This window comes from Bacillus sp. BHET2 (assembly GCF_005938125.1).
Taxonomy (GTDB): Bacteria; Bacillota; Bacilli; order Bacillales; family Bacillaceae_B; genus Rossellomorea.
The window spans coordinates 621,513-640,314 of the sequence record NZ_VCQN01000001.1 but is presented as its reverse complement, the minus strand read 5'-3'; the positions used below and the strand labels follow the sequence as shown (position 1 = coordinate 640,314).

Sequence of the window (18,802 nt, the reverse complement as noted above, 5' to 3'; positions counted from 1 at the left end):
GAGTGTGAACATATGTTTTATCATAGAGTTTCAGGTCACCGAATGGTATGTGCACCTGCCCCCCGTTATTACATTCATGCAAGACAATATGAAGGTGGGTATGAAAACCAATTAGAAATGCTAGAAAAGCAGTATTCCATGTTAGATAGGAAAATGCAACGGTTATTACAAAGAGTCGAGCGCATTGAAAAACAACTTGGAATCTACTCTTAAAAAAGTGCCTTCCGAACCCGTTTCATCTATAACGTGTTCGGGAGGCAGGCACTCGGGCTATTCTTCGTCTCCTATGTATTCACCGTCACTCATAAAGGATGTTAGCTCGTCAACATCCTCACCATTCGGCGGGCTTCCAATCTTCAACGGCATTTTGGGCTTGGGTTTCCCTCTAGTATCATCAATGCCACCTCCCAAATGCTGAATTCTTACATACAATTATTCTCTTGTTTTGAACGTATATCAAGAGATTGAGGTGAATCTGTTGCCGTGGCACCTGCCTGAAACACCTCAACAACTGTTTTCGCAACAGGTGATAAACTCTTTTCAGAATCCAGACTCACCAAAGCGATTTCCCGATATAATGGCGGAAAATCTGCTGGTTGTAAGGTCACTAGCTTGTCTGGTTCCAATACGTTCTTGACCATTGATTCGGTGACAAGGGCCACACCATTTGTTGAAAGAACGAAATCCAACGCGGTAGATGGAGGCAATTCTATGCAGTTGATTCCTGGGCTCATCATCGATTTTTGCCAATGCTTACTTTCAGTACTCCAGTCCACGATGATATATGGATCAGCGTTCTCAATGATTTCTTCCGATGTACAATTTCCATCACATGCTGACACAAGAGGATGAGAATGGTGTGCAACTAACATAAGGGGTTCCTTTATCGTCAGAATCCTTTTCAAATCTGTATTATAATACGGGGTTGTCACTAAGCCCATTTTAATAAATCCGTCATACAGCATTTCAATAATTTCCTGATTATGCCCCGTGTGAATTTCAACGTGAATCTCAGGGAACCTCTTATTTAGATGAGCCACCACAGAACTAAATACGCCAGAAGTAAATGTGGGAAGCGTTCCGATTGTAACATGACCTACTTTGCCAACTTGCATGAGTTTCGCTTTTTCAATTCCGTTCGCGACGACCTCAATAGCTTGTCTCGCATATGGTAAGAACCCCTTCCCTGCCTCTGTTAATTCCACCCTTTTTCCAACTCTATGAAACAGACCGCTTCCTATCTCTTTCTCTAATCCTTGTATCCTGATGCTAATAGTAGGTTGAGAAAGATCCAGGTGCCTTGCCGCTTTACTAAAGCTGCCAAGCCGAACGACATGATCGAAAGCCTCTAATTGATTGATATCCACGTACATGCTCCTTATTATTAAAAAAATTAATACTAACTATTATCGTTATTACCTTGTTTAATACAATGATTATACTATACTTTTATTAAGATTTCGTATGGGGAGGACATAAACTAGATGATACGAAGGAAATTAAAGGAATATGCTGACCGACAATATCAATTACCAAAAGGGATAATCGGCCGATACTTTGGAGAAAAGATGGTCTTACAGCATCGACCAGAAACACTCTGGACACTGGATTTACTGAATGTTACGGCAGAAGACCGAGTATTAGAACTCGGTTGTGGAGCAGGCTATGCCATTAAACAACTGCTTATGCTACCCAATGTCGAGCATGTTACAGGGTTAGACCTATCGGGGTCTATCCTCCACTCAGCAAAGATCAGAAATAAGCGGGGAATGAAAGAAGGCCGGGCTACATTCATACAAGGCGATGTGGGAAAGATCCCTTTAAACGATGACATGTTTACAAAGATATATAGTATCCATTCCGTCTATTTTTGGGATATTACATTTGAAACCATTACTGAGATTTATAGAGTCCTAAAGACCAATGGTTCCGTAACGATCACCCTTTGCAACGGGAAGAATGGTGAGACCTGGAGTGGAGTAAACAGCATGTTGGAAACCGAATTACTTCCCTTAATGAATGAGGTCGGGTTTAAAAATGTAAGATTAGTAAAAGGACCGGACTCAAGACATTTTCAAACGGTGGCAGTGATGGGAGAAAAGTAATTTACACTTCCTATCCAGAACCGTTTTAGTCCATTTTCAAAAGCGGGTTGGGACTGTGAGAATGATTCAATCCTTCCAGGATGGAGAGATTGTCGGAAGGGGTTCTATCGATCTACTGAAAAGTATGAATATCACGCTTCTTCTCGAAGATTTTTCGACAAACGGCTCATAACAATTGGAAAGTGGCTCATATCTCAAAATTCCGGCTTATATATTTGAAAAACGGCTCATAAGTTCCCGAAACCGGCTCATATAAGAGTGAAGTTTGTAATATGAGTACCTATGAAGCTAGCAAAATACCTCATTAGGACCGACTTCACGTCTCTTTGGCAACTATCAATAAAAAATCGAGTGAAAAACGAGGATTTGCACTCTAAATTATCGAAAAAGATGTGTGCATTGAAATAGAAACGTAGAATGCACACATCCTTTTAATCAAACGTCGAAACCCGGCCACAAAGTGTCATGGATTATTCCTATAACCGGACCACTCCCTCTTAAACTCCACAAGCGACTGCTGACGTTTCTCCCTCTCATCACTTACCGCTCTCAGCGCCACTTCATATAACGCCTCGCCGAACCGCCATTTACTGAAAGACCGGTCTTTTCCCCCGCCAAATAACGCAAAGGCGGTGGCTCCGATCAGATACACATTTGTGATTTCATCGATCTCTGCACCTTTCTCGAATTCCTCCGGCGACATGAAACGTGATGAGCCCCACATCCTGCCCGTTGTATTGATATAGGGGCGTTTGGAATAGAGGTCGATATCACAGATCACAGTCTCTTCTTTTGAAAAATCAAACAGAATACTGCCGTCATAGAAATCGATGGCCACATACCCCTTTTCTATCACATGGATGTGAAAGTCGAGAATGTCGTGGAAGACATCCATCTTAGTGTTGTCCGGCATCTGCATGAATTTCTCCCTGGATAAGGGATACATTTTCCCCATGCATACCCCGTCTGTCCATTCAAAAATGGCGGCAAATCCACCGCCTTTATCCTCCGCCCGAATGAATTTGACCAAATGGGGATGAGCCAAATCTTCATAAACCTCAACACTTGCCTTCAACTCTGCGACCGCCTCTTCAGGTTTCCCTGCATATCTCGCTGTGGGAGCACCGGCGAATTTGATGAAAATTTTCTGCTCGTCATTCTTTACTCCGAAACAGATATTGCCGGAATCCTGATCGTCATAGACCTTGAAGACCTCACCATATTCCTCGATGAATGAAAAGTCGAATGGAGACTTTAATTTGTACGGAATCTCTGCGATATACTGAATATAAAAGTCTTCCACATACCATGTCGGCACCGGATTGTTCATCCCATCAAACCAGCCCAGCACTTCCTTCGCCTGCTTCTTCATGAATGTTATTTCCTCTTCCCCGATTTGCATCGCCCAGGGAATCGACGACAGCATATTGCTGCTAATATAAAAGAGCATGAGCTTAAAGAACTCTTCCGGAGGTCTGCCGTTGAAATAGCCGTTTAGCTGTCCCGTGGCAAAGTGGGGACTCGCTGAAGCACTGAAGGCGATGCGGTTGAACTCTTCCCAAGGATCACCGAAGTCATACCGGTTGAAATCGATAATGGAGAGGTCTCCTTCTCTCGATATAACCATATTTCCCACGTGATAATCCCCATGATGAAATGACTGCGGTCGCCCCCGAAGGAAATGCCTGTTGGACTCTATGTACTCAAGGATTCGATCGCCAGCTTCAATTTTTATGGGACAGTCTTGGTACTGATTGATTTTTCTGTCCACCTTACGATTGAATTTCGTTTCCCATTTCTCTTGATCAAGAGGTGCAGAAATCGAATGGATTTCCCTGAGATAACGACCCGCCTTCAGCCCGAGCACGTATTGCTCCGTTTCGGTTAACTTCGGTAGCATCTCCGCAGCGTCTTCCCCCTCACACCACGTAAAAAGCGAATAAACACGATCTCCGCCGTCACACAACCCAATCTCCAACGGCGCAGACATAGGAATTCCCGTTTCTGCCAAACGCTTCATCACCTCAAACTCGCTCTTCTTACTCTCATATTCAGAGCGGTCCGCTGTACGAAGTAGCATCCTTTCACCCGTCTCTGTTTCAATAAAGTACTTCTTATCACTCGACCAGCCCTTATTGATCGGTTTGATCGTTTTAAAATTGTAATCGGTTTTTATATCTATCATCCAGTACCTCCAGTGAGCCGTTGGGCAAGCCCTGATATTATTTGATTCTCTGAATCTTTCTCTCGTTTAATACACCTAATTTTACCAGTTTGTGATTCACTAAGATAGCAAAAAAACACCAGGGCAAGTGCCCCATCATCGAAAGCTGTTTCTACCTCGAAGTTAACCCGGATCTAAACAAGTTAGAAGGATATATTTGGTTATGTTAAAATAATCCAAGTACTGTATTTTTAACAAGAGATTGGAGCTGTAAGAATGAAGAAAAGGAACATGTTCATCGTCACAACCTTATCCGCGATGTTATTCGTCGGAATGTCAGCCTGTAGTCAATCACCTGAAGAGGATGCCGCTAATCACTCTGAATCCGATACGATTGCAGCAAGTACAGATGACACAGCTGCGGAAAGTACTTCGGCATCAGAAGACAAGGAGAATAATCAATCCAATGAAGCATCTATTGAAAATAGTAGCCAGGAAAGTCCGGAGCAGGTTCATTCAGTCACAAAAATAGAAGGAAGAAAAACAGAGTTCCTCGAAAAACTGGACAACGTCCAAAAAGAAATGGATGCTATGCCTTATAAAAAGGATTCAGATAAAGGTGTCACCAACGCAATGAAAGATTATTATGGTGTGTCATATGAAAAGTATGACGATGCCTTAAATGAGATTTACGCACTGCTGAAACAAGAACTGTCTCCAGATGTCATGGAAGAGTTAAAGACGCAACAAGTGAAATGGATCGAACAGAAAGAGGGAAAAGCAGAGAAAGAAAGGCTCAAGTATGAAGGCGGTACATTCGAAAATGTGGCGTGGTACATTTCTTTATATGAGTCGACGAAAGATCGATGTTATGAGCTGGTGAATGAGTATATGACGGATTAAGGTATCGGCAAATGAGGGGAAGACATGCTGGCTTCCTCTCATTTGTCTACACAATCTCAAGCTTCATTTAGGAACAAGGAACCCCTCCCCTAAACGTGAAAAGTCTAGTTCTCAATCACCATTTCCCCTTCCCCCTCAGGAATTTGAAAACCTTTCAGATAGGAAGTTAACACTTCTTCTGTAATCGGGAACGCATTAGCATCAAAACGTTGGTTCCTAATTTGAAGACGTTCACGTAAATCATCGGGCTTAACCTTTAAATAAATCAGTTTCCATTTACCTCCGTACGTTTCGATAAGTTGTTTATAGTCGTCTCTTCTTGCTCGGTCCCAGAAACTGAAGTCGATGACCACCTGTTGTTTATCTTGGATGAGCCTTAATAAATCATTGCGCAATTTGCTTTCTGCCTCTTTCTTATATTCCTCCATCTTCTCCAAAGGGAAATCAATGCCATACCGACCATGAGTCGCCCAGATTTCTTCATCAATGGAAAGACGGACAAATCCGTTCTTCTCTAACTTCTGAGAGAATGTCGTTTTACCGGCACCAGCCACACCACACATCATGACGACTAGAGGTGTGGAAACATCCCTCTCACGATAAATCGTTTCAAATTTAAAATGGTTGAACATCTGGGCACTCTCCCTGTTATTTACTAGTAGACCTCATTTCCGTTTTTTTACATGGAACTTGTCTCCAGGGTCCTTTTTCTACCAATCTTCAACAACTACAATCCTGCACTTCTCCTTCCAACACTCTATTCATACGATTTCGCTATTGCCATCATTGTTTCTTTGTTAACTTCTGTTTCTAAACCAATCGTTTGATATTCTAAAATATAATGATAATCGTCATCTGTCCAATGTACAGATGGACCAGTCACATCATTTACAGCATAGAAACCTTCATTTCCGTTTATCTCTATTTTTTCTTGATTATCCAATTTCCCATCGTAAGTAACTGGTGCTGAATGGATAACCAAAGTAAATACTTCCCCGCTTTCACCTGTTAGTCCTATCTCGTGTCTAGCTGATTCGTGCGGAGGTTTCACTATCTCATAGTTTGTAATAGCTACCGGAAACTCTGTCGGTAATTTCGGTTCAATCCCTTCTTTTTCTAAATCACTTGCGAGTTGGTTGTGATCATATGTCACTAAACTGTCTCCCTTGCTAATGTCGCTATACCCTATTAGAAGAAAAGATGCTGCGATTAGCAAAAAGAAAATCTTTTTCATAATGTGCCCCCTCATAAATTACTTACGAACAATTGAGTAAATAGTATCGAAGTAAGTTTCCCTCTGTTGGTACCCATTACCTGGAACAACCCACTATTATTCTTATTCTACAATATATTGCTTACTACCCAATTAGCTAATAGAATTCCACCTATTGTATTCACGACTCCGAAGATCATAATGATCTTTCCTTGATTCCCCACTTCATAATCTCTTTTTAGCACCAACCCTAGAAAAAACGCAATGGGTCCAAATACAATTGGACTAAATAGATAAGGAAAAAATGCCGCTAGCCAACTAATGATTAACAGTATTGTCTTTCCATCTTTCTGCTTAGTAGTCTCTACCATGAATAGATCCCCCCTGATTATTGATTAAGCTGTTTTTAAATACCTAAGGGCAAAAAAATCCTAAACGTAGTCCCCTCTCCCACCTCACTTTCCACCTGAATTTCACCCTTCATCCGTTTGACAATTTGATAACTTACTGTCAATCCAAGTCCCGTCCCTTTTTCCTTGGTCGAATAATAGGGCCTGCCCAATACTTTAAGTTGTTCCGGAGGCATCCCGGCTCCATTATCTTGAATGGTGATCATCACCTGTCGATCTTTATGACGACTGGCACCAACCGTGATTTCTCCATTTTCTTGTACCGCTTCGATGGCATTCTTCAGTAGATTGAGCAATACTTGCTTCACCTCAATCTTCATCCCTTTGATCATCAAATCTTTTTCAATGTTTTTCTTCATATCAATGCTGTTCATAACGGCATAAGTAGACATGACACCAACAGATTCATTCATGGTCTCGGTCAAACTGAACACCTCGTACTCCTCCGTCTGGGGCTTGGCAAGGGAAAGGTATTGATTGATGACGTCTTGTGCGTGGTCCAATTCTTTTATGGATATGTCGATAAAGCTCTTTTGTTCATCTGTTAACGTTTCTCTCTGCAGAAGCTGCATGAACCCTCTGACGGTCGTCATAGGATTTCGGATTTCGTGTGCGACGGAGGCTGCTAACTCGCTTACGACATTAAACTTTTCAGCCTTCATAAGCTCTTTTTTCATCCTGACTTGTTCCAGTCTATTTTCAATCAAATAAATGGCCAGAATCAGTGTGATCCATATGATCAAGGTGGAGCTTGCCACAAACGGGAGCTGCTCTGTTTCATTGTGCTGGAGTAAATAAAGGGATCTTGTAACCGGGATAAACAAATAAAAAACCGAAATCAAGAGCATTTTGTTCTTCCAGGTTAACCTCCCGTACCATTTAGATAAAGGGATCAGCACTACACCATATATCGCATAATTCATAAGCAACAAAATCCATACATGGTCCGTAAACAAACCGATGACGAGCATAGCGAAGAACGTACTAAATCCCACTCTCTTCCCACCATAGAGAAAGGCAAGGATGATGGGAATCACCTTGAAATCGTACACATATCCGCTTGAGTAAACAACGGGGAAGATCATGGTGAATACGATAACAGCAAGGTTCATGATGAAAAACGTAAAGGTAAACCCTCTTGTTCCGCTGTCCGAATCACTCGTAACCATTTGAAAAAGAAGAATCGTAAATAGAATAAATACCACATGCAGAATTAAATGATGGACAGTCTCTAACATACAAGATCTCCTTTAAGAAAAACGTCTACTCTAATTCTTCGACATTCTTTTAGGAAATCCTTTCCTTATCCCACATCGTTCGACAAAAAACCAGAAGCGCTTGAATGGTTCTTCCCAAAGAAACACAGGTTGTATGATCATCTCATTCATCTAATAAAGATAACACTGCATAATTCCTGAGCTTTACCCTTATACTAATCCAAATTATTCCTTCATTAAAAGAGGTGGGGCGACTCCATGGAACCAACTGATTTAACATCAAACGAACTATTGACGATCACAAGTGCTATCATCATTGGAACATTGGCGAGAATCATGACTATCAAAGAAGATTATAGGCAGTATCCAAGCTACCCGAATGGCTATTTTATTCAAATCATCACAGGATTTGTAGCAGCGTCACTTGGCGCAGTGGCGATTCCTGCTTTACTGAGCAAGAACTTCGTGGCCGTGACGTTCCTGACATTGGCCCTCCAGCAATTTAGAGACGTCCGAAAGATGGAAAAGGAAAGTCTGAGTGACCTGGAGGAAACGGAATTCACCTATCGGGGAAAGGCCTACATTGACGGGATTGCCAAAACGTTCGAAGCAAGAAACTATCTTGCATTTATCGTCGCACTTGTCACCTCTCTCACCATCTCCCTTCTCCATAATGCGTTTGGTCTTAATAACCTGTTGGTATGTATAGCAGGGGGAGCGTTGGCCGGTTTCTTGCTGCTTTATTATTTACAACGATTCACAAAAGGCAAGACGATCGGAGATATCGCAGAGGTAAAGGAAGGAAAGGTAGAAGTCAAACAGTCATCCCTATATGTTGATGACATGTATGTCAGCAACCTCCTCGGAACGGACAACGCCGAAAAGCTGTTTACAGAAGAAGGAATGGCTGTCGTCATTTATCCGAAAGAAAATCATTTCAGAATCAACCTGGATAACTTCGGTCAGCGGCAGGCCGCCTTGTTCGAAGCATGCCGAGCATTGGGTGTCAAACGGTATCAGTTCACAAGAAAGGACTATGTGGATGGCAAAGTCATGATTACCATTGTACCTGTAAAGCGAGACATAGATGCCTTCATTGAAGCCGTCAAAAAGTGTCCATTACTAGAAAGTACGAAAAAATCTCATGCTGTGATGAAAACCAACTTGAAAGGGTGAGACGCTGTGAGCAGGGAAGATTCAATGAAACCGTCTTATCAGATATTGGCCTATCTAACTTCAGACCGGAGCAGGGTTATTAACGGGGGACCACTACTTTTATACAGTGACAATATAGAGGAGTTAAAACAAATGACCGTCGATATAGCAAAAGGAATGAAGGCGGATGTGGTACAGATGACAAACGGTGATTATTTGGTCATTCGAGTATAAAGGAGCATCATAGGGACTATATTCTCCCAAACAAAAAAGCGGATTTGCCCCTGGATAAACGTGTTTAGGGACAAATCTGCTTTACTAAGGATTTGTTTAATTTCATACACTACGCTTCATTATCTCATAACATCTCTTCTTTCGGAATGATTCAGGCGGGAGTCTTAACTCGGACTGTTGATCTTTCCGATTAAACGAATCACCTCATCATCTTCCCCATTACCAACCGAAACCTGCTCCGTACCTTCAACAATCGCTTTCGTATAATCCTCCATAGACTTCTCTAACTGTTGACTACTTGGCCAATGGGATGGAACATCATACACATTAATCGTGCCGTCCCCATTGCTGCTATATGTGATAACCCCATCAGCCATGGCGTTGCCGGTTAACACAATAACATCTTCTGGATAACCGACACTGTCGTCATCATAAGGATTCAGCTGCTCACCGGCTGAAATGTGGAGAACGCTCAGTTTTTCCACGTCTTTATTTCCGTTCACCTGTAACCAGACGCGAGCGTATTCAATTTTCTCTGAAGTGTATCCAGAAAGGCTGTCTTCTGTACTAATCCCCTCATCATTTGAGGACGTGTCTTCCATACTTACTGAATCAAAGGAACCATCCGTTTCAGCTCCGTCTGGCGCGGACTCATCGTTTTCTACACTTTCCACTTCAGGGTCATCATGACTTCCGTTCTGTTTTGCTGCTCCACTGCAAGCCATAAGCAAGAACACCGTTGCAAATAAGATCGTCATGAATATGAGTATATTTTTCATACCAATACCTTCATTTTTAATTTTATCCATAAATCCTTTCCCCCTATTACTCTCTCAATTCCATATTATGTATAATATAAGTTAAACTTACATTCATGAAATATTCAACAGCTAATATATAAAAACCTCATTCTAGAGGTGTGTGAATTTAGAACCATGGGGATAGAACCGTGGGGACAGGCACCGTGGTTCTTTTCAAGACCAGATCAAGGGGTTTCCCTTTCGTTCTTCTCATCATGTTGCTCAATCTGTTATGCTATCAGGTATAGAAAATCATAATCTATGATCAACAAAGGAGCAGCATACAGAAATGATTTCATTTTTTCTCGCGTTGAAACGCTTGGTGAAAGCGTTATGGCAAGCGTTTAAACTAAAGAATTTCCAAGTACTTTTTGCAATGGTATTAATCTTGTTAGTATCAGGCACCACATTCTATGTGATGCAGGAGGGCTTGTCAGTAATAGACGCTCTTTATTTTTGTGTGGTAACACTCAGTACCATTGGACATCCAAGTTTCGAACCTCAAACCACATTTGGAAAGGTATTCACCATCATTTACATTTTCAGTGGTAACGGGGTATTTATTGGATTGATCGGATATGTTGCGTATGCCATGATACAGAAACCGGAAAAGAAAAAAAGGAATGCTTGGCGTGAATAGCATTCCTTTTTTTTTTTAGGAAGCAGCAGAACCATCCCCACGCATTCCTAGCCAGCGTTGGTATAAAAATCCCACCTGATATTTCTTTCTTGTTACTCGATTAGCATAAATTCCCATTTCCTTTCGACTACCTTTTTGTTTATTTTTTATTCCATTTGGATAAAGAATAATAAGTCATCAAATTATAGAAATGAGGTAGTGAAAAATGCAAGAAAATCATGATCAAGTAAAAGGAAAGCGAAATCAGACAAAGGGAGATTTGAAGAAAGGATTAGGCAAACTTACAAACGACGATTCTAAAATTGCGGAAGGCGAACGCGACAAGGATAAGGGGAAGATTCAAGAAAAGGTTGGCGATGTGAAGGAATCTTTTAAAAAGAGTTGGTAACTGCAATCAGGTAGCTGCCACTGCTCACTGGATTTAAGCTCCATTGCCCATGAATCAGGAAGCACAGGGACGGCCCCCGTGCTTCCTTTTTGGTTAAAGAAGAAGCAGCATCAAATGATACGGGAATACCTCAACGATCGATAATCCCCACCTTCATTCCCATAAACAGGCTGCTCGTGTTCATACACAAATCCTCTCGCTTCGTAAAAAGGAATCCCTTTCTGGTTCTCTTGTTGCACAGACACCCACTGCTTACTGGCTTTGAATTCTTCTTTCTGTTGTTGAGTGATCACGTCTAACAATAAAGTGCCTATTCCTTCATTGCGTCTAGTTGGATCCAGATATAAGACAAAGATTTCTCCATCTGAGTCGCCGATCATCCCTCCTCCACCAGCGCCAATGACTTCATCGTTTTCCATTGCAACAACATACCCTCCCCAATGCCAGTCCGATGTTGTCACTTCCTCCAGTATGCGTTCATGGTTATAAAACTCTTTTATCACTCTCTCAATATATTCTTTCGTATAGATATCCCCATACGTTGCCCAGTACCCGTCGGAACAGACTTTCTTTATCCCTTGCACGTGACTTGGGTTTCCTTTATGGATATGGATCATGATTTGTCCTCCAATTCTCTTATTTGTCTATCTAACGATTATATTACCAATAATTGGTGCTGTTGTGATAGCCCCTCCCATCTAGGTGCAACGACTCACTATTTTGCTTAACCTTGGCGACTAGATGATTACAAAGAAACAGGAACAAAGTTTCAACGTTTGTAAAGTGTGACCATTTACAAAATTTTAACTTGTTAGAATGTTATTCCATCCACTATCATGACAAGTAGAAGCGAAGTTAGCTAATGCCCAGTCCTCATATTCAATCCCTTACTACATTGTTTTACTATTAACATGCCATTCTCTCAGGAATGAAATGTTGATATAAAAAAAGTACATACAGGAGGCCATTTCATGCTAAAGAAATCAATGTTGTTTGTTGTTGCCCTACTTCTCTCGTTCGCTTTATTCCTGCCGTCTGCCTTAGCGTTCCCGCCCGGCACACCGTCCAAGTCCACGGCCCAATCTCAGTTGAACGCGCTGACTGTGAAAACAGAAGGCTCCATGTCCGGCTACTCCAGGGACAAATTTCCCCACTGGATCGGTCAGGGTAACGGATGTGACACCCGCCAGCTCGTCTTACAGCGTGACGCCGATAGCTATACCGGCAGCTGCCCAGTGGCCTCCGGCGATTGGTACAGTTACTATGATGGAGTCACTTTCACCGATCCCTCCGACCTTGATATCGACCACGTTGTTCCGCTTGCTGAAGCGTGGCGCTCCGGTGCCAGTAGCTGGACCACACAAAAGCGTGAAGACTTCGCTAACGATCTTGACGGCCCGCAATTGATCGCCGTCAGCGCAAGCTCCAACCGTTCCAAAGGTGACCAGGATCCATCCACATGGCAACCGACACGCTCCGGCGCTGCCTGCGGTTACTCGAAATGGTGGATCAGCACGAAGTACAAGTGGGGCTTAAGCCTCCAATCTTCAGAGAAATCCGCACTTCAAGGTATGCTGAACAGCTGCATTTACTAATTCGAATAATGGAAATGCCCGTACAATCAGCTCGTACGGGCATTGTTCATACATAATGGGAGGAAATAAATATGGAAAAGAAATCAACAATCTTTACCGCAACCCACGGTGTCATGACATCTGAAGTCGGCGTAATCAGTGGTGAGCTTGAACTGGTAACGACTTGTGATGAAGATGGTGTTCTCACACTTTCCATCACCTATGTAGGGGCTGAGGAATGGTATTCGCTTCCAGGTGAGGAGTATCGATTACATGATGTGCGTGATCATGAGGTCGTGCATGGGATGCTGGCTAAAGTGCTAGAGCGTCCTTAGCCCCAAAACGGTACCTGACCGACCACGGGGACAGGTACCGTTTTTACCATAAACCCCCAAGAGTTCAGCCAAGTATCGCAATCTAAATTAAGCTACAATCACTCTTATACCGTTTCCTTTGTATCCTGGAGTGACCCCAATTGACCTTCCACATTGTTGAAGCTTGCTTCGTGAAACAGCTTCCTAATTCTTTCGAGATTGTCCTCAACAATTCTACCCTTAACTTAATACCAATAGTTCAAATCGACTCACGATTACAAAAACCTGCGCTGTTTAGGCAAACTTTAGTGTTGAATAGCATTAGAAATAGTGAATAGAGCATATTAATCGTAGGAGGTGTTATGGTGGCCGACAAAAAGAAAACTTCCAAAGACATAGAAGAATACAGAACAATCGATAATGGAAATAAAAACGATCGACACAACGATAATGCTAGAGCAACAGCAGCTCTTAACCCGGAAGCGCCAAGGATTAATACAGATAATATTTAAGGAAGCACGGGGAAGCGTAGGAACGGCTCTCATGGATCCCTTCATATCAAAACGAAGCAGCAAAACCGTCCCCATTGCTTGTATTCAGTAGCTTATATTCCGTCTTCGCCAACGTAAGTCAGTGAAAATAAATAAGAGCTGTAAAAACAGCTCTATGAATAAATCTTAAGGCAATACTTACTTTTTCAAAACGGGGATCCATATTTCACTTCTAAATGTTGGGAGGGTTACATCTTTTTTCTCGTTTCAAAGGATTTCTGGCCCTTCCATTTGTTCATAGTTAGAGGATGGAAACCATTCGGAATAAATACGTCCCCATACATTTTGCAGTGTTTCAGGAAAAGGTCCGACTGCTTCGAATACCGCCCATGTAGATGCATCAACTTCAAGCAGTGTTAAGTTATCTGGACACTCCCTCGTTGTTGCAACACCTATATAATGGTCAAGCTCCCCTTTTTCCTCCAATCTGCCTTCAGAAAAGTTAACAGATGCACTAAGCAATCCTAATGGCTTGACATTCGATCTTTTTTTAAGATCATTTATCGTTTTCTCGTCTAAACTTTCCCACATAGAAGCAATCTCTGGATTAACACCGTTAAAAATGATCGGAACTCTTTTTTTAATTCCAATAATACGAAATGCCTCTTTTTTTTCAATTCTATAGTTCATTTCACTGCCTCCTTTAATAGATAATTGGAAGGACATCGGTGGATAGGCTTTAAGTGAATGCCCATTATTTCTCGCTTCTGATGGTGTAATACCATGCACATTTTGAAAAGCTCTTGTAAAAGAGTCAGGTGAGCTGTACCCGTACTTTACCGCTATATCAATAACCTTAATTTTGGTATCTTTAAGATCAAACGCTGCAAGCGTAAGTCGTCTTCGACGGATATACTCGGATAGTGAAATACCTGCTAAGAAGGAAAACATCCTCTTAAAATGATATTCCGAGCAATAAGATTGCCTTGCAACTTCTTTAAAATCAATATCGCTCGTAAGATTTTCTTCAATAAATTTAATGGCACTATTCATATTCTTGAGCAAATCCAATTCAATGACCTCCATATCAATAGAATAGCAGTAGGTGAACCTAATCTCCCGACAATGTGTGCACAATTATGTAGGGTCTATCCATTGTTCAACTAACCTCAGCTTTAACTTAATCCCAATTATTTCAAAACCAAGGAACTTACTCAATAAAAACTTTCTATAAGAAAGGGGCTTACTTTGTTTTGGATATGCAAATGAGAAAGCGTTTGGACGGTTCTCGTACTACCTTTTCATTCAAGACGCAGCAGCAAAACCGTCCCCATACTTTCCTTTCTCAGTTAACACAACTTATGATAAACTAAGATTACAGAATTTTCAAAATAAATAAGCGTTCATTGTTCCTTTAGCGAGATTTGGAAAATAGATCCTCTGATCAAAAAGGGTTCCAAATTGATGTTGTGAAAAGAAGTGAAGTAATTAAAAGTGCGGTGACATCACTAGGAGGTTTCTACTATGCAAACTTTCTTTAAAGCTATGGCGTTCCAGCTGAAAACCGAACGACTTGACCTAAGTATGTGGGAAGAATCCGATGCAGCCTGGATAAGTAAACTAGTTGGCGAACGTGGTGGGGACATGCCGACTCTTGAATCCGCTCGTAGTGATATTATCGAAATGCGCAAGAAAGCAGTCGAATATGGCATTTCTCTTCTCACTATTCGCCGCCGAGAAGAAGGTGATTTCATCGGATACTGCGGCTTGATTAACGGTCGTTCCACACTTGAAGAGCCGGAGATCGCCTATGAGCTGTTCCGCAGCGCTCACGGTAAAGGCTATGCAACTGAAGCAGCATCTGCGGTCATGGAGGCTGCGATTGCTACCGGTCGTCACAGGCTTTGGTCGACTGTAGGCGCATGGAATAATGCTTCCCTCCGCGTGCTAGATAAGATAGGATTTGAGCGGCACCACAGCACATGGGAAAAGCAAGGTGAAATCGTTTGGAACGTACGCGATCTCTAGAAATTTATATTAGATATGAAACAGTGGCACACAGTCGGGAAATCACGATGCTCCCCTCCATCCTGGCTGTTGCTTTCAATGCCAGGATCAGGGAAATCGGATCACCCATTATTCTCACAGTTAGTTTGATGAAGAATGTACGATGACGGTCATTCCCTGCTTTAGACCCAACTTCTCTAAATCTTTCATTATACGATTCTTCGTTAAAGTTATTCTTTTCCATGAGATTCTCACCTTCTCAAAAAAAAGAAGCTTATCTCGAGAATAGGCACCCATTTGAGCACTATGCTATTCTACGCTTATTTAGTCTTCGAAACTTGTTCTTTTCCAAAAAAGTAACTACTAGTCCCCAGCATAAACCCGCCGACAATACTTATCAGAGTTCCTATACTTCCCCAGTAAGCTGATAAATAGATCCCGAGCATAATCATCACCAAACCGATTATGAAGAACAGCATACCTGTTTTCATGTTTTCCTCCCTCTGGTCATTACTTCTTAAACCATTACTCCAGTGCTATCAGGAATGATGCTGCACAAACAACGATCAACGAAAGCGCCAGAATCAACTGGTTCCATTCTCTTTTCCCGTTCTTTTTAATAGCTATAAAAAGCGTGATGAAACCGTATATTATTCCACAAGCAAATACGATTTGCAAAAGTAGCCCGTTCATTGGATCCCTCCTTACCCTATATTCCAATTATTTCAAATCATTTACTACTTCACAATCTTTTTCTCACACAAAAAAAGCCCCTCACCTAAAAGTGAGAAGCTCCATCCTTACCTTCTTCGTTGCATGTTAAACCTCTGAACAACCAAATACCCACTTGCCAACACAAAGAAAATCAAAAGCAGCCACGCAAATCCATCGGTAAATCCCATGTGTTCAATCGCGAACCCGAATAACGGGAAGCTGATCATGATGACGAAGCTTTCCATTAACCCGATCAGAGAAAGGAAGGTAGACCTGATGTTACTGTTCAGAAATTGTTGCACAAATGAGCTGAAAATCGGTTCGAACAGGCTCAAAAGCTGAGCAAGGATCAGAAACGATAACAGAATCGCCCAGTCCGTTGCAAAGATGAACAGGATGAAAAACACAAGGAACAGCCCTAAGCCGTAATAAAGGATATTAAAGAATTGGAATCGTTCCTCCACCTTGTATGCAATCTTAGCCATTACGACCCCCAGTAGTCCTTCAATCGTAAACACAGCTCCCACGACCACTGAAGAGTAGCCCAATGCCACGAAGTATTCCTGCCCGTAGAACACCATGATCACCATGACCGAACTTGCTAAGATAAAGAGAACAACTGGCGCGTGGATCACCTGATTATTCCTCCACACCTTGATGCCTAATCTGAATTGATGAACCCACTGGTTATACCATCGCCCGCCGACATCCTCCGTCTTCTCACGTTCCGGTTCCTTCATGAACAACAGCGGAATCACCGCAAGGATATGGGTGAAGATGGTGGAACCATATACCCATTCCCAGCTAACCTCTGCCAAGAAGCCTCCAAGGAATTTGGCAAGGCTCAACGATAAGAGGGAAATGGCCGTCATGCTTCCGATTACCCTGGTATAATCCTTTTCACGTTTTTCATTTTTCAATGTGTCATAAGCAAATGCCTGCTCGGCTCCCGAGTGGAGGGTGACCATGAGTCCCATGGATAAAAAGGCTAGCGTAAACATGGAAAACGACCCACTCAGCAGCATGAACAGCCCATATAGAAGGCTGAACACATTCCCGACCACCAGACTGATCTTCCTCCCATACAAATCAGCAATCATCCCTGTCGGAACCTCAAACAGTACGATGGCCAAATGGAGTAAAGCTTCTAGTATGCCGATTTCACCGAATGTCATTCCCTTATCGCCAAGGTAGATGACCCACAAAGCCCGGTCAAAAAATAACTGAGCAAAAAATAGATAGAAATATAGCAGATATATATTGTTTTTAGTTTTAATCATTGAATTTCGTCCTCTCTTAAACATAAAAGTAAAAAAAGCCACAGGGAATCATTCCCCGCAGCTTTCGCTATTATCAGGAAATCATACGTTCGTTCACATTGATGGTATGTCAGCTAAAATAGGACAGACTTGTCCCGAGAACGGCTGAAATTCCAATAATAGACATCATGAAGATAAGGTATTTTTTCTTAGCTTTGATGTCTACAGTGAACGTACGCATGATTTTCCCTCCTTTATATTTAAGATCATTTATATTATATATCCCTTTCCAATTCTAGACAAGTGGGATTCTTCTGATACAGGCACCTTTATAGTTTTTGGTATATGTGATCTGTTCCCAACCTTCACCCAACTCCACTTATAAAGCAAGCACTGTCATTATTCATTCATCACTTGGCACAGTGACATCTATCGTTACATTCACGTCCCAAGCGATGATGGTTGTACTATCTCTTACATTATTTTCTTGAATGGTTTTCAGCATAGCCCTGATTCCATCGTTTAGTTGCTGACACTCCATTTCGTTATAGATATCTTTAGGGTTAGAATATGATTCATTAGGACTTTCAACTAATCCATCAGTGGTTAAGAGAAGCCGATTCATCCCTTTTCGCAGTTCTCTAATTCCACTACTATAGCAAGGAACGACTTGATTAAATGTGTTAACTTGGCCAACCCATTCATAAAATTGTCTCTGATTAATCTGGAATTGACCGTATTGAGCGAGGTCCGAATGAAATAGATATGAAAGGCAATCCCCTATTGAGAACCACCACAGATACTTGTTTTTTCTTAAAACGATTAAACAAGCTGTTTCCCCTTGAACTCTTCGACAATCGGAAAGAAACGTCTCTTCCTGAAACATTCTTAGTATGGTTTCTTCTATTCTTTTAAAGGTTTGATCATACGTCATGGACAATAGGCTTTGTATTTCTGTCTTCCATGCTAAAAGGTGATTTATGACCAATTCAGCACTTTCCGCAGAATGATGAGCATCCAGGATCACAACAAATTCCCAATCTCTTTTAACATCAGTCCATATTAAACATCCATCTTCATTCTTATACTGGCCGGCAGCAGAATTCCCTCCAAAACGTCCTAATGTGATGTGATGAATGTTATGGATGCTGATGTTGTCTACATGATGTGTTTGACTCCCTATCCGACTGAATTCACGAATTGGATTTGTCATG

Annotated in this window: 25 protein-coding genes and 1 pseudogene; 11 read left to right on the top strand and 15 right to left on the bottom strand. The window is 41.8% G+C overall.

Annotation, left to right across the window (positions count from 1 at the left end):
* Positions 1-12 precede the first annotated feature (12 nt).
* On the top strand, positions 13-213 hold the full coding sequence (locus tag FGG79_RS03380) for a hypothetical protein (RefSeq protein ID WP_138776337.1): 201 nt from the start codon (positions 13-15) through the stop codon (positions 211-213).
* 57 nt (positions 214-270) lie between these two features.
* Here FGG79_RS03380 and FGG79_RS21645 read toward each other — a convergent pair whose 3' ends face one another.
* Both FGG79_RS21645 and FGG79_RS03375 read right to left on the bottom strand, forming a co-directional pair.
* Positions 271-432 carry a hypothetical protein gene (locus tag FGG79_RS21645; RefSeq protein ID WP_171050782.1) on the bottom strand — a complete coding sequence of 54 codons (162 nt, stop codon included), beginning with the start codon at positions 430-432 and terminating at the stop codon, positions 271-273.
* A complete protein-coding gene (locus tag FGG79_RS03375) occupies positions 423-1,367 on the bottom strand; it encodes a LysR family transcriptional regulator (protein WP_171050781.1) in 945 nt (314 codons plus the stop codon). Before FGG79_RS03375 ends, FGG79_RS21645 begins: the two co-directional genes overlap by 10 nt.
* Before the next feature lie 117 nt (positions 1,368-1,484).
* Here FGG79_RS03375 and FGG79_RS03370 point away from each other — a divergent pair, with 117 nt between their 5' ends.
* On the top strand, positions 1,485-2,105 hold the full coding sequence (locus FGG79_RS03370; protein WP_138776335.1) for a class I SAM-dependent methyltransferase: 621 nt from the start codon (positions 1,485-1,487) through the stop codon (positions 2,103-2,105).
* Positions 2,106-2,568: 463 nt separating this feature from the next.
* On the opposite strand, the gene FGG79_RS22050 is transcribed toward FGG79_RS03370, so the two are convergent.
* Complete coding sequence (locus FGG79_RS22050) at positions 2,569-4,290, bottom strand: phosphotransferase family protein (protein ID WP_138776334.1); 1,722 nt, start codon at positions 4,288-4,290, stop codon at positions 2,569-2,571.
* 255 nt (positions 4,291-4,545) lie between these two features.
* Between FGG79_RS22050 and FGG79_RS03360 the strand changes: the two genes are divergently transcribed.
* A complete protein-coding gene (locus tag FGG79_RS03360; protein WP_138776333.1) occupies positions 4,546-5,172 on the top strand; it encodes a lysozyme inhibitor LprI family protein in 627 nt (208 codons plus the stop codon).
* Between the two features lie 104 nt (positions 5,173-5,276).
* On the opposite strand, the gene FGG79_RS03355 is transcribed toward FGG79_RS03360, so the two are convergent.
* The 4 genes from FGG79_RS03355 to FGG79_RS03340 all read right to left on the bottom strand — a co-directional run bounded on the left by FGG79_RS03355 (position 5,277) and on the right by FGG79_RS03340 (position 8,033).
* Entirely contained in the window at positions 5,277-5,804 is a 528-nt protein-coding gene (locus FGG79_RS03355; RefSeq protein WP_138776332.1) for a P-loop nucleotide/nucleoside kinase family protein, read from the bottom strand.
* A 125-nt stretch (positions 5,805-5,929) separates the two neighbouring features.
* Positions 5,930-6,406 carry a DUF4367 domain-containing protein gene (locus FGG79_RS03350; RefSeq protein ID WP_171050780.1) on the bottom strand — a complete coding sequence of 159 codons (477 nt, stop codon included), beginning with the start codon at positions 6,404-6,406 and terminating at the stop codon, positions 5,930-5,932.
* 107 nt (positions 6,407-6,513) lie between these two features.
* Positions 6,514-6,756 (bottom strand): hypothetical protein, encoded by a 243-nt coding sequence (locus FGG79_RS03345; protein WP_138776330.1) that lies wholly within the window; start codon positions 6,754-6,756, stop codon positions 6,514-6,516.
* A gap of 35 nt (positions 6,757-6,791) precedes the next feature.
* On the bottom strand, positions 6,792-8,033 hold the full coding sequence (locus tag FGG79_RS03340; RefSeq protein WP_138776329.1) for an ATP-binding protein: 1,242 nt from the start codon (positions 8,031-8,033) through the stop codon (positions 6,792-6,794).
* Positions 8,034-8,270: 237 nt separating this feature from the next.
* Here FGG79_RS03340 and FGG79_RS03335 point away from each other — a divergent pair, with 237 nt between their 5' ends.
* Together FGG79_RS03335 and FGG79_RS03330 are read left to right on the top strand one after the other, a co-directional pair.
* Positions 8,271-9,188, top strand: coding sequence for a YIEGIA family protein (locus FGG79_RS03335; protein ID WP_138776328.1), 918 nt, complete (start codon positions 8,271-8,273; stop codon positions 9,186-9,188).
* Between the two features lie 6 nt (positions 9,189-9,194).
* Entirely contained in the window at positions 9,195-9,401 is a 207-nt protein-coding gene (locus tag FGG79_RS03330; protein ID WP_138776327.1) for a capping complex subunit for YIEGIA, read from the top strand.
* Positions 9,402-9,565: 164 nt separating this feature from the next.
* On the opposite strand, the gene FGG79_RS03325 is transcribed toward FGG79_RS03330, so the two are convergent.
* Entirely contained in the window at positions 9,566-10,210 is a 645-nt protein-coding gene (locus FGG79_RS03325; RefSeq protein WP_138776326.1) for a hypothetical protein, read from the bottom strand.
* A gap of 280 nt (positions 10,211-10,490) precedes the next feature.
* Between FGG79_RS03325 and FGG79_RS03320 the strand changes: the two genes are divergently transcribed.
* Both FGG79_RS03320 and FGG79_RS03315 read left to right on the top strand, forming a co-directional pair.
* The gene (locus FGG79_RS03320) at positions 10,491-10,841 is read left to right on the top strand and encodes a potassium channel family protein (RefSeq protein WP_138776325.1); all 351 of its coding nucleotides are present in this window, start codon (positions 10,491-10,493) and stop codon (positions 10,839-10,841) included.
* Between the two features lie 205 nt (positions 10,842-11,046).
* Complete coding sequence (locus tag FGG79_RS03315; protein ID WP_138776324.1) at positions 11,047-11,229, top strand: CsbD family protein; 183 nt, start codon at positions 11,047-11,049, stop codon at positions 11,227-11,229.
* 110 nt (positions 11,230-11,339) lie between these two features.
* Here FGG79_RS03315 and FGG79_RS03310 read toward each other — a convergent pair whose 3' ends face one another.
* Positions 11,340-11,846: a GNAT family N-acetyltransferase gene (locus FGG79_RS03310; protein WP_138776323.1), complete on the bottom strand. Its 507-nt coding sequence runs from the start codon at positions 11,844-11,846 to the stop codon at positions 11,340-11,342.
* Between the two features lie 354 nt (positions 11,847-12,200).
* Here FGG79_RS03310 and FGG79_RS03305 point away from each other — a divergent pair, with 354 nt between their 5' ends.
* From FGG79_RS03305 to FGG79_RS21640, 3 genes are all read left to right on the top strand, one after another.
* The gene (locus FGG79_RS03305; protein ID WP_138776322.1) at positions 12,201-12,824 is read left to right on the top strand and encodes an HNH endonuclease family protein; all 624 of its coding nucleotides are present in this window, start codon (positions 12,201-12,203) and stop codon (positions 12,822-12,824) included.
* A gap of 71 nt (positions 12,825-12,895) precedes the next feature.
* On the top strand, positions 12,896-13,138 hold the full coding sequence (locus tag FGG79_RS03300) for a hypothetical protein (protein WP_138776321.1): 243 nt from the start codon (positions 12,896-12,898) through the stop codon (positions 13,136-13,138).
* A gap of 344 nt (positions 13,139-13,482) precedes the next feature.
* The gene (locus tag FGG79_RS21640; RefSeq protein ID WP_171050779.1) at positions 13,483-13,629 is read left to right on the top strand and encodes a hypothetical protein; all 147 of its coding nucleotides are present in this window, start codon (positions 13,483-13,485) and stop codon (positions 13,627-13,629) included.
* Between the two features lie 177 nt (positions 13,630-13,806).
* Here FGG79_RS21640 and FGG79_RS03295 read toward each other — a convergent pair.
* A pseudogene (locus FGG79_RS03295) lies at positions 13,807-14,679 on the bottom strand (AraC family transcriptional regulator).
* A 453-nt stretch (positions 14,680-15,132) separates the two neighbouring features.
* Here FGG79_RS03295 and FGG79_RS03290 point away from each other — a divergent pair.
* Positions 15,133-15,636 carry a GNAT family N-acetyltransferase gene (locus FGG79_RS03290; protein WP_138776320.1) on the top strand — a complete coding sequence of 168 codons (504 nt, stop codon included), beginning with the start codon at positions 15,133-15,135 and terminating at the stop codon, positions 15,634-15,636.
* A gap of 4 nt (positions 15,637-15,640) precedes the next feature.
* On the opposite strand, the gene FGG79_RS03285 is transcribed toward FGG79_RS03290, so the two are convergent.
* The 5 genes from FGG79_RS03285 to FGG79_RS03275 form a co-directional block, all read right to left on the bottom strand.
* Entirely contained in the window at positions 15,641-15,859 is a 219-nt protein-coding gene (locus tag FGG79_RS03285; protein ID WP_138776319.1) for a hypothetical protein, read from the bottom strand.
* A 76-nt stretch (positions 15,860-15,935) separates the two neighbouring features.
* The gene (locus FGG79_RS21635; protein WP_171050778.1) at positions 15,936-16,106 is read right to left on the bottom strand and encodes a hypothetical protein; all 171 of its coding nucleotides are present in this window, start codon (positions 16,104-16,106) and stop codon (positions 15,936-15,938) included.
* A gap of 34 nt (positions 16,107-16,140) precedes the next feature.
* Entirely contained in the window at positions 16,141-16,308 is a 168-nt protein-coding gene (locus FGG79_RS21630; protein WP_171050777.1) for a hypothetical protein, read from the bottom strand.
* Positions 16,309-16,415: 107 nt separating this feature from the next.
* Positions 16,416-17,609: an MFS transporter gene (locus FGG79_RS03280; RefSeq protein ID WP_138776318.1), complete on the bottom strand. Its 1,194-nt coding sequence runs from the start codon at positions 17,607-17,609 to the stop codon at positions 16,416-16,418.
* A 382-nt stretch (positions 17,610-17,991) separates the two neighbouring features.
* Positions 17,992-18,801: a PP2C family serine/threonine-protein phosphatase gene (locus FGG79_RS03275; protein ID WP_138776317.1), complete on the bottom strand. Its 810-nt coding sequence runs from the start codon at positions 18,799-18,801 to the stop codon at positions 17,992-17,994.
* Position 18,802 lies beyond the last annotated feature (1 nt).

Excerpts from the sequence above, each read along its gene's own strand:
- FGG79_RS03380 (WP_138776337.1), top strand. The coding sequence starts at position 13 with ATGTTTTATCATAGAGTTTCAGGTCACCGAATGGTATGTGCACCTGCC.
- FGG79_RS03370 (WP_138776335.1), top strand. The coding sequence starts at position 1,485 with ATGATACGAAGGAAATTAAAGGAATATGCTGACCGACAATATCAATTA.
- FGG79_RS22050 (WP_138776334.1), bottom strand. The coding sequence starts at position 4,290 with ATGATAGATATAAAAACCGATTACAATTTTAAAACGATCAAACCGATC.
- FGG79_RS03360 (WP_138776333.1), top strand. The coding sequence starts at position 4,546 with ATGAAGAAAAGGAACATGTTCATCGTCACAACCTTATCCGCGATGTTA.
- FGG79_RS03355 (WP_138776332.1), bottom strand. The coding sequence starts at position 5,804 with ATGTTCAACCATTTTAAATTTGAAACGATTTATCGTGAGAGGGATGTT.
- FGG79_RS03350 (WP_171050780.1), bottom strand. The coding sequence starts at position 6,406 with ATGAAAAAGATTTTCTTTTTGCTAATCGCAGCATCTTTTCTTCTAATA.
- FGG79_RS03345 (WP_138776330.1), bottom strand. The coding sequence starts at position 6,756 with ATGGTAGAGACTACTAAGCAGAAAGATGGAAAGACAATACTGTTAATC.
- FGG79_RS03340 (WP_138776329.1), bottom strand. The coding sequence starts at position 8,033 with ATGTTAGAGACTGTCCATCATTTAATTCTGCATGTGGTATTTATTCTA.
- FGG79_RS03335 (WP_138776328.1), top strand. The coding sequence starts at position 8,271 with ATGGAACCAACTGATTTAACATCAAACGAACTATTGACGATCACAAGT.
- FGG79_RS03325 (WP_138776326.1), bottom strand. The coding sequence starts at position 10,210 with ATGGATAAAATTAAAAATGAAGGTATTGGTATGAAAAATATACTCATA.
- FGG79_RS03320 (WP_138776325.1), top strand. The coding sequence starts at position 10,491 with ATGATTTCATTTTTTCTCGCGTTGAAACGCTTGGTGAAAGCGTTATGG.
- FGG79_RS03315 (WP_138776324.1), top strand. The coding sequence starts at position 11,047 with ATGCAAGAAAATCATGATCAAGTAAAAGGAAAGCGAAATCAGACAAAG.
- FGG79_RS03310 (WP_138776323.1), bottom strand. The coding sequence starts at position 11,846 with ATGATCCATATCCATAAAGGAAACCCAAGTCACGTGCAAGGGATAAAG.
- FGG79_RS03305 (WP_138776322.1), top strand. The coding sequence starts at position 12,201 with ATGCTAAAGAAATCAATGTTGTTTGTTGTTGCCCTACTTCTCTCGTTC.
- FGG79_RS03300 (WP_138776321.1), top strand. The coding sequence starts at position 12,896 with ATGGAAAAGAAATCAACAATCTTTACCGCAACCCACGGTGTCATGACA.
- FGG79_RS03290 (WP_138776320.1), top strand. The coding sequence starts at position 15,133 with ATGCAAACTTTCTTTAAAGCTATGGCGTTCCAGCTGAAAACCGAACGA.
- FGG79_RS03285 (WP_138776319.1), bottom strand. The coding sequence starts at position 15,859 with ATGGAAAAGAATAACTTTAACGAAGAATCGTATAATGAAAGATTTAGA.
- FGG79_RS21635 (WP_171050778.1), bottom strand. The coding sequence starts at position 16,106 with ATGAAAACAGGTATGCTGTTCTTCATAATCGGTTTGGTGATGATTATG.
- FGG79_RS21630 (WP_171050777.1), bottom strand. The coding sequence starts at position 16,308 with ATGAACGGGCTACTTTTGCAAATCGTATTTGCTTGTGGAATAATATAC.
- FGG79_RS03280 (WP_138776318.1), bottom strand. The coding sequence starts at position 17,609 with ATGATTAAAACTAAAAACAATATATATCTGCTATATTTCTATCTATTT.
- FGG79_RS03275 (WP_138776317.1), bottom strand. The coding sequence starts at position 18,801 with ATGACAAATCCAATTCGTGAATTCAGTCGGATAGGGAGTCAAACACAT.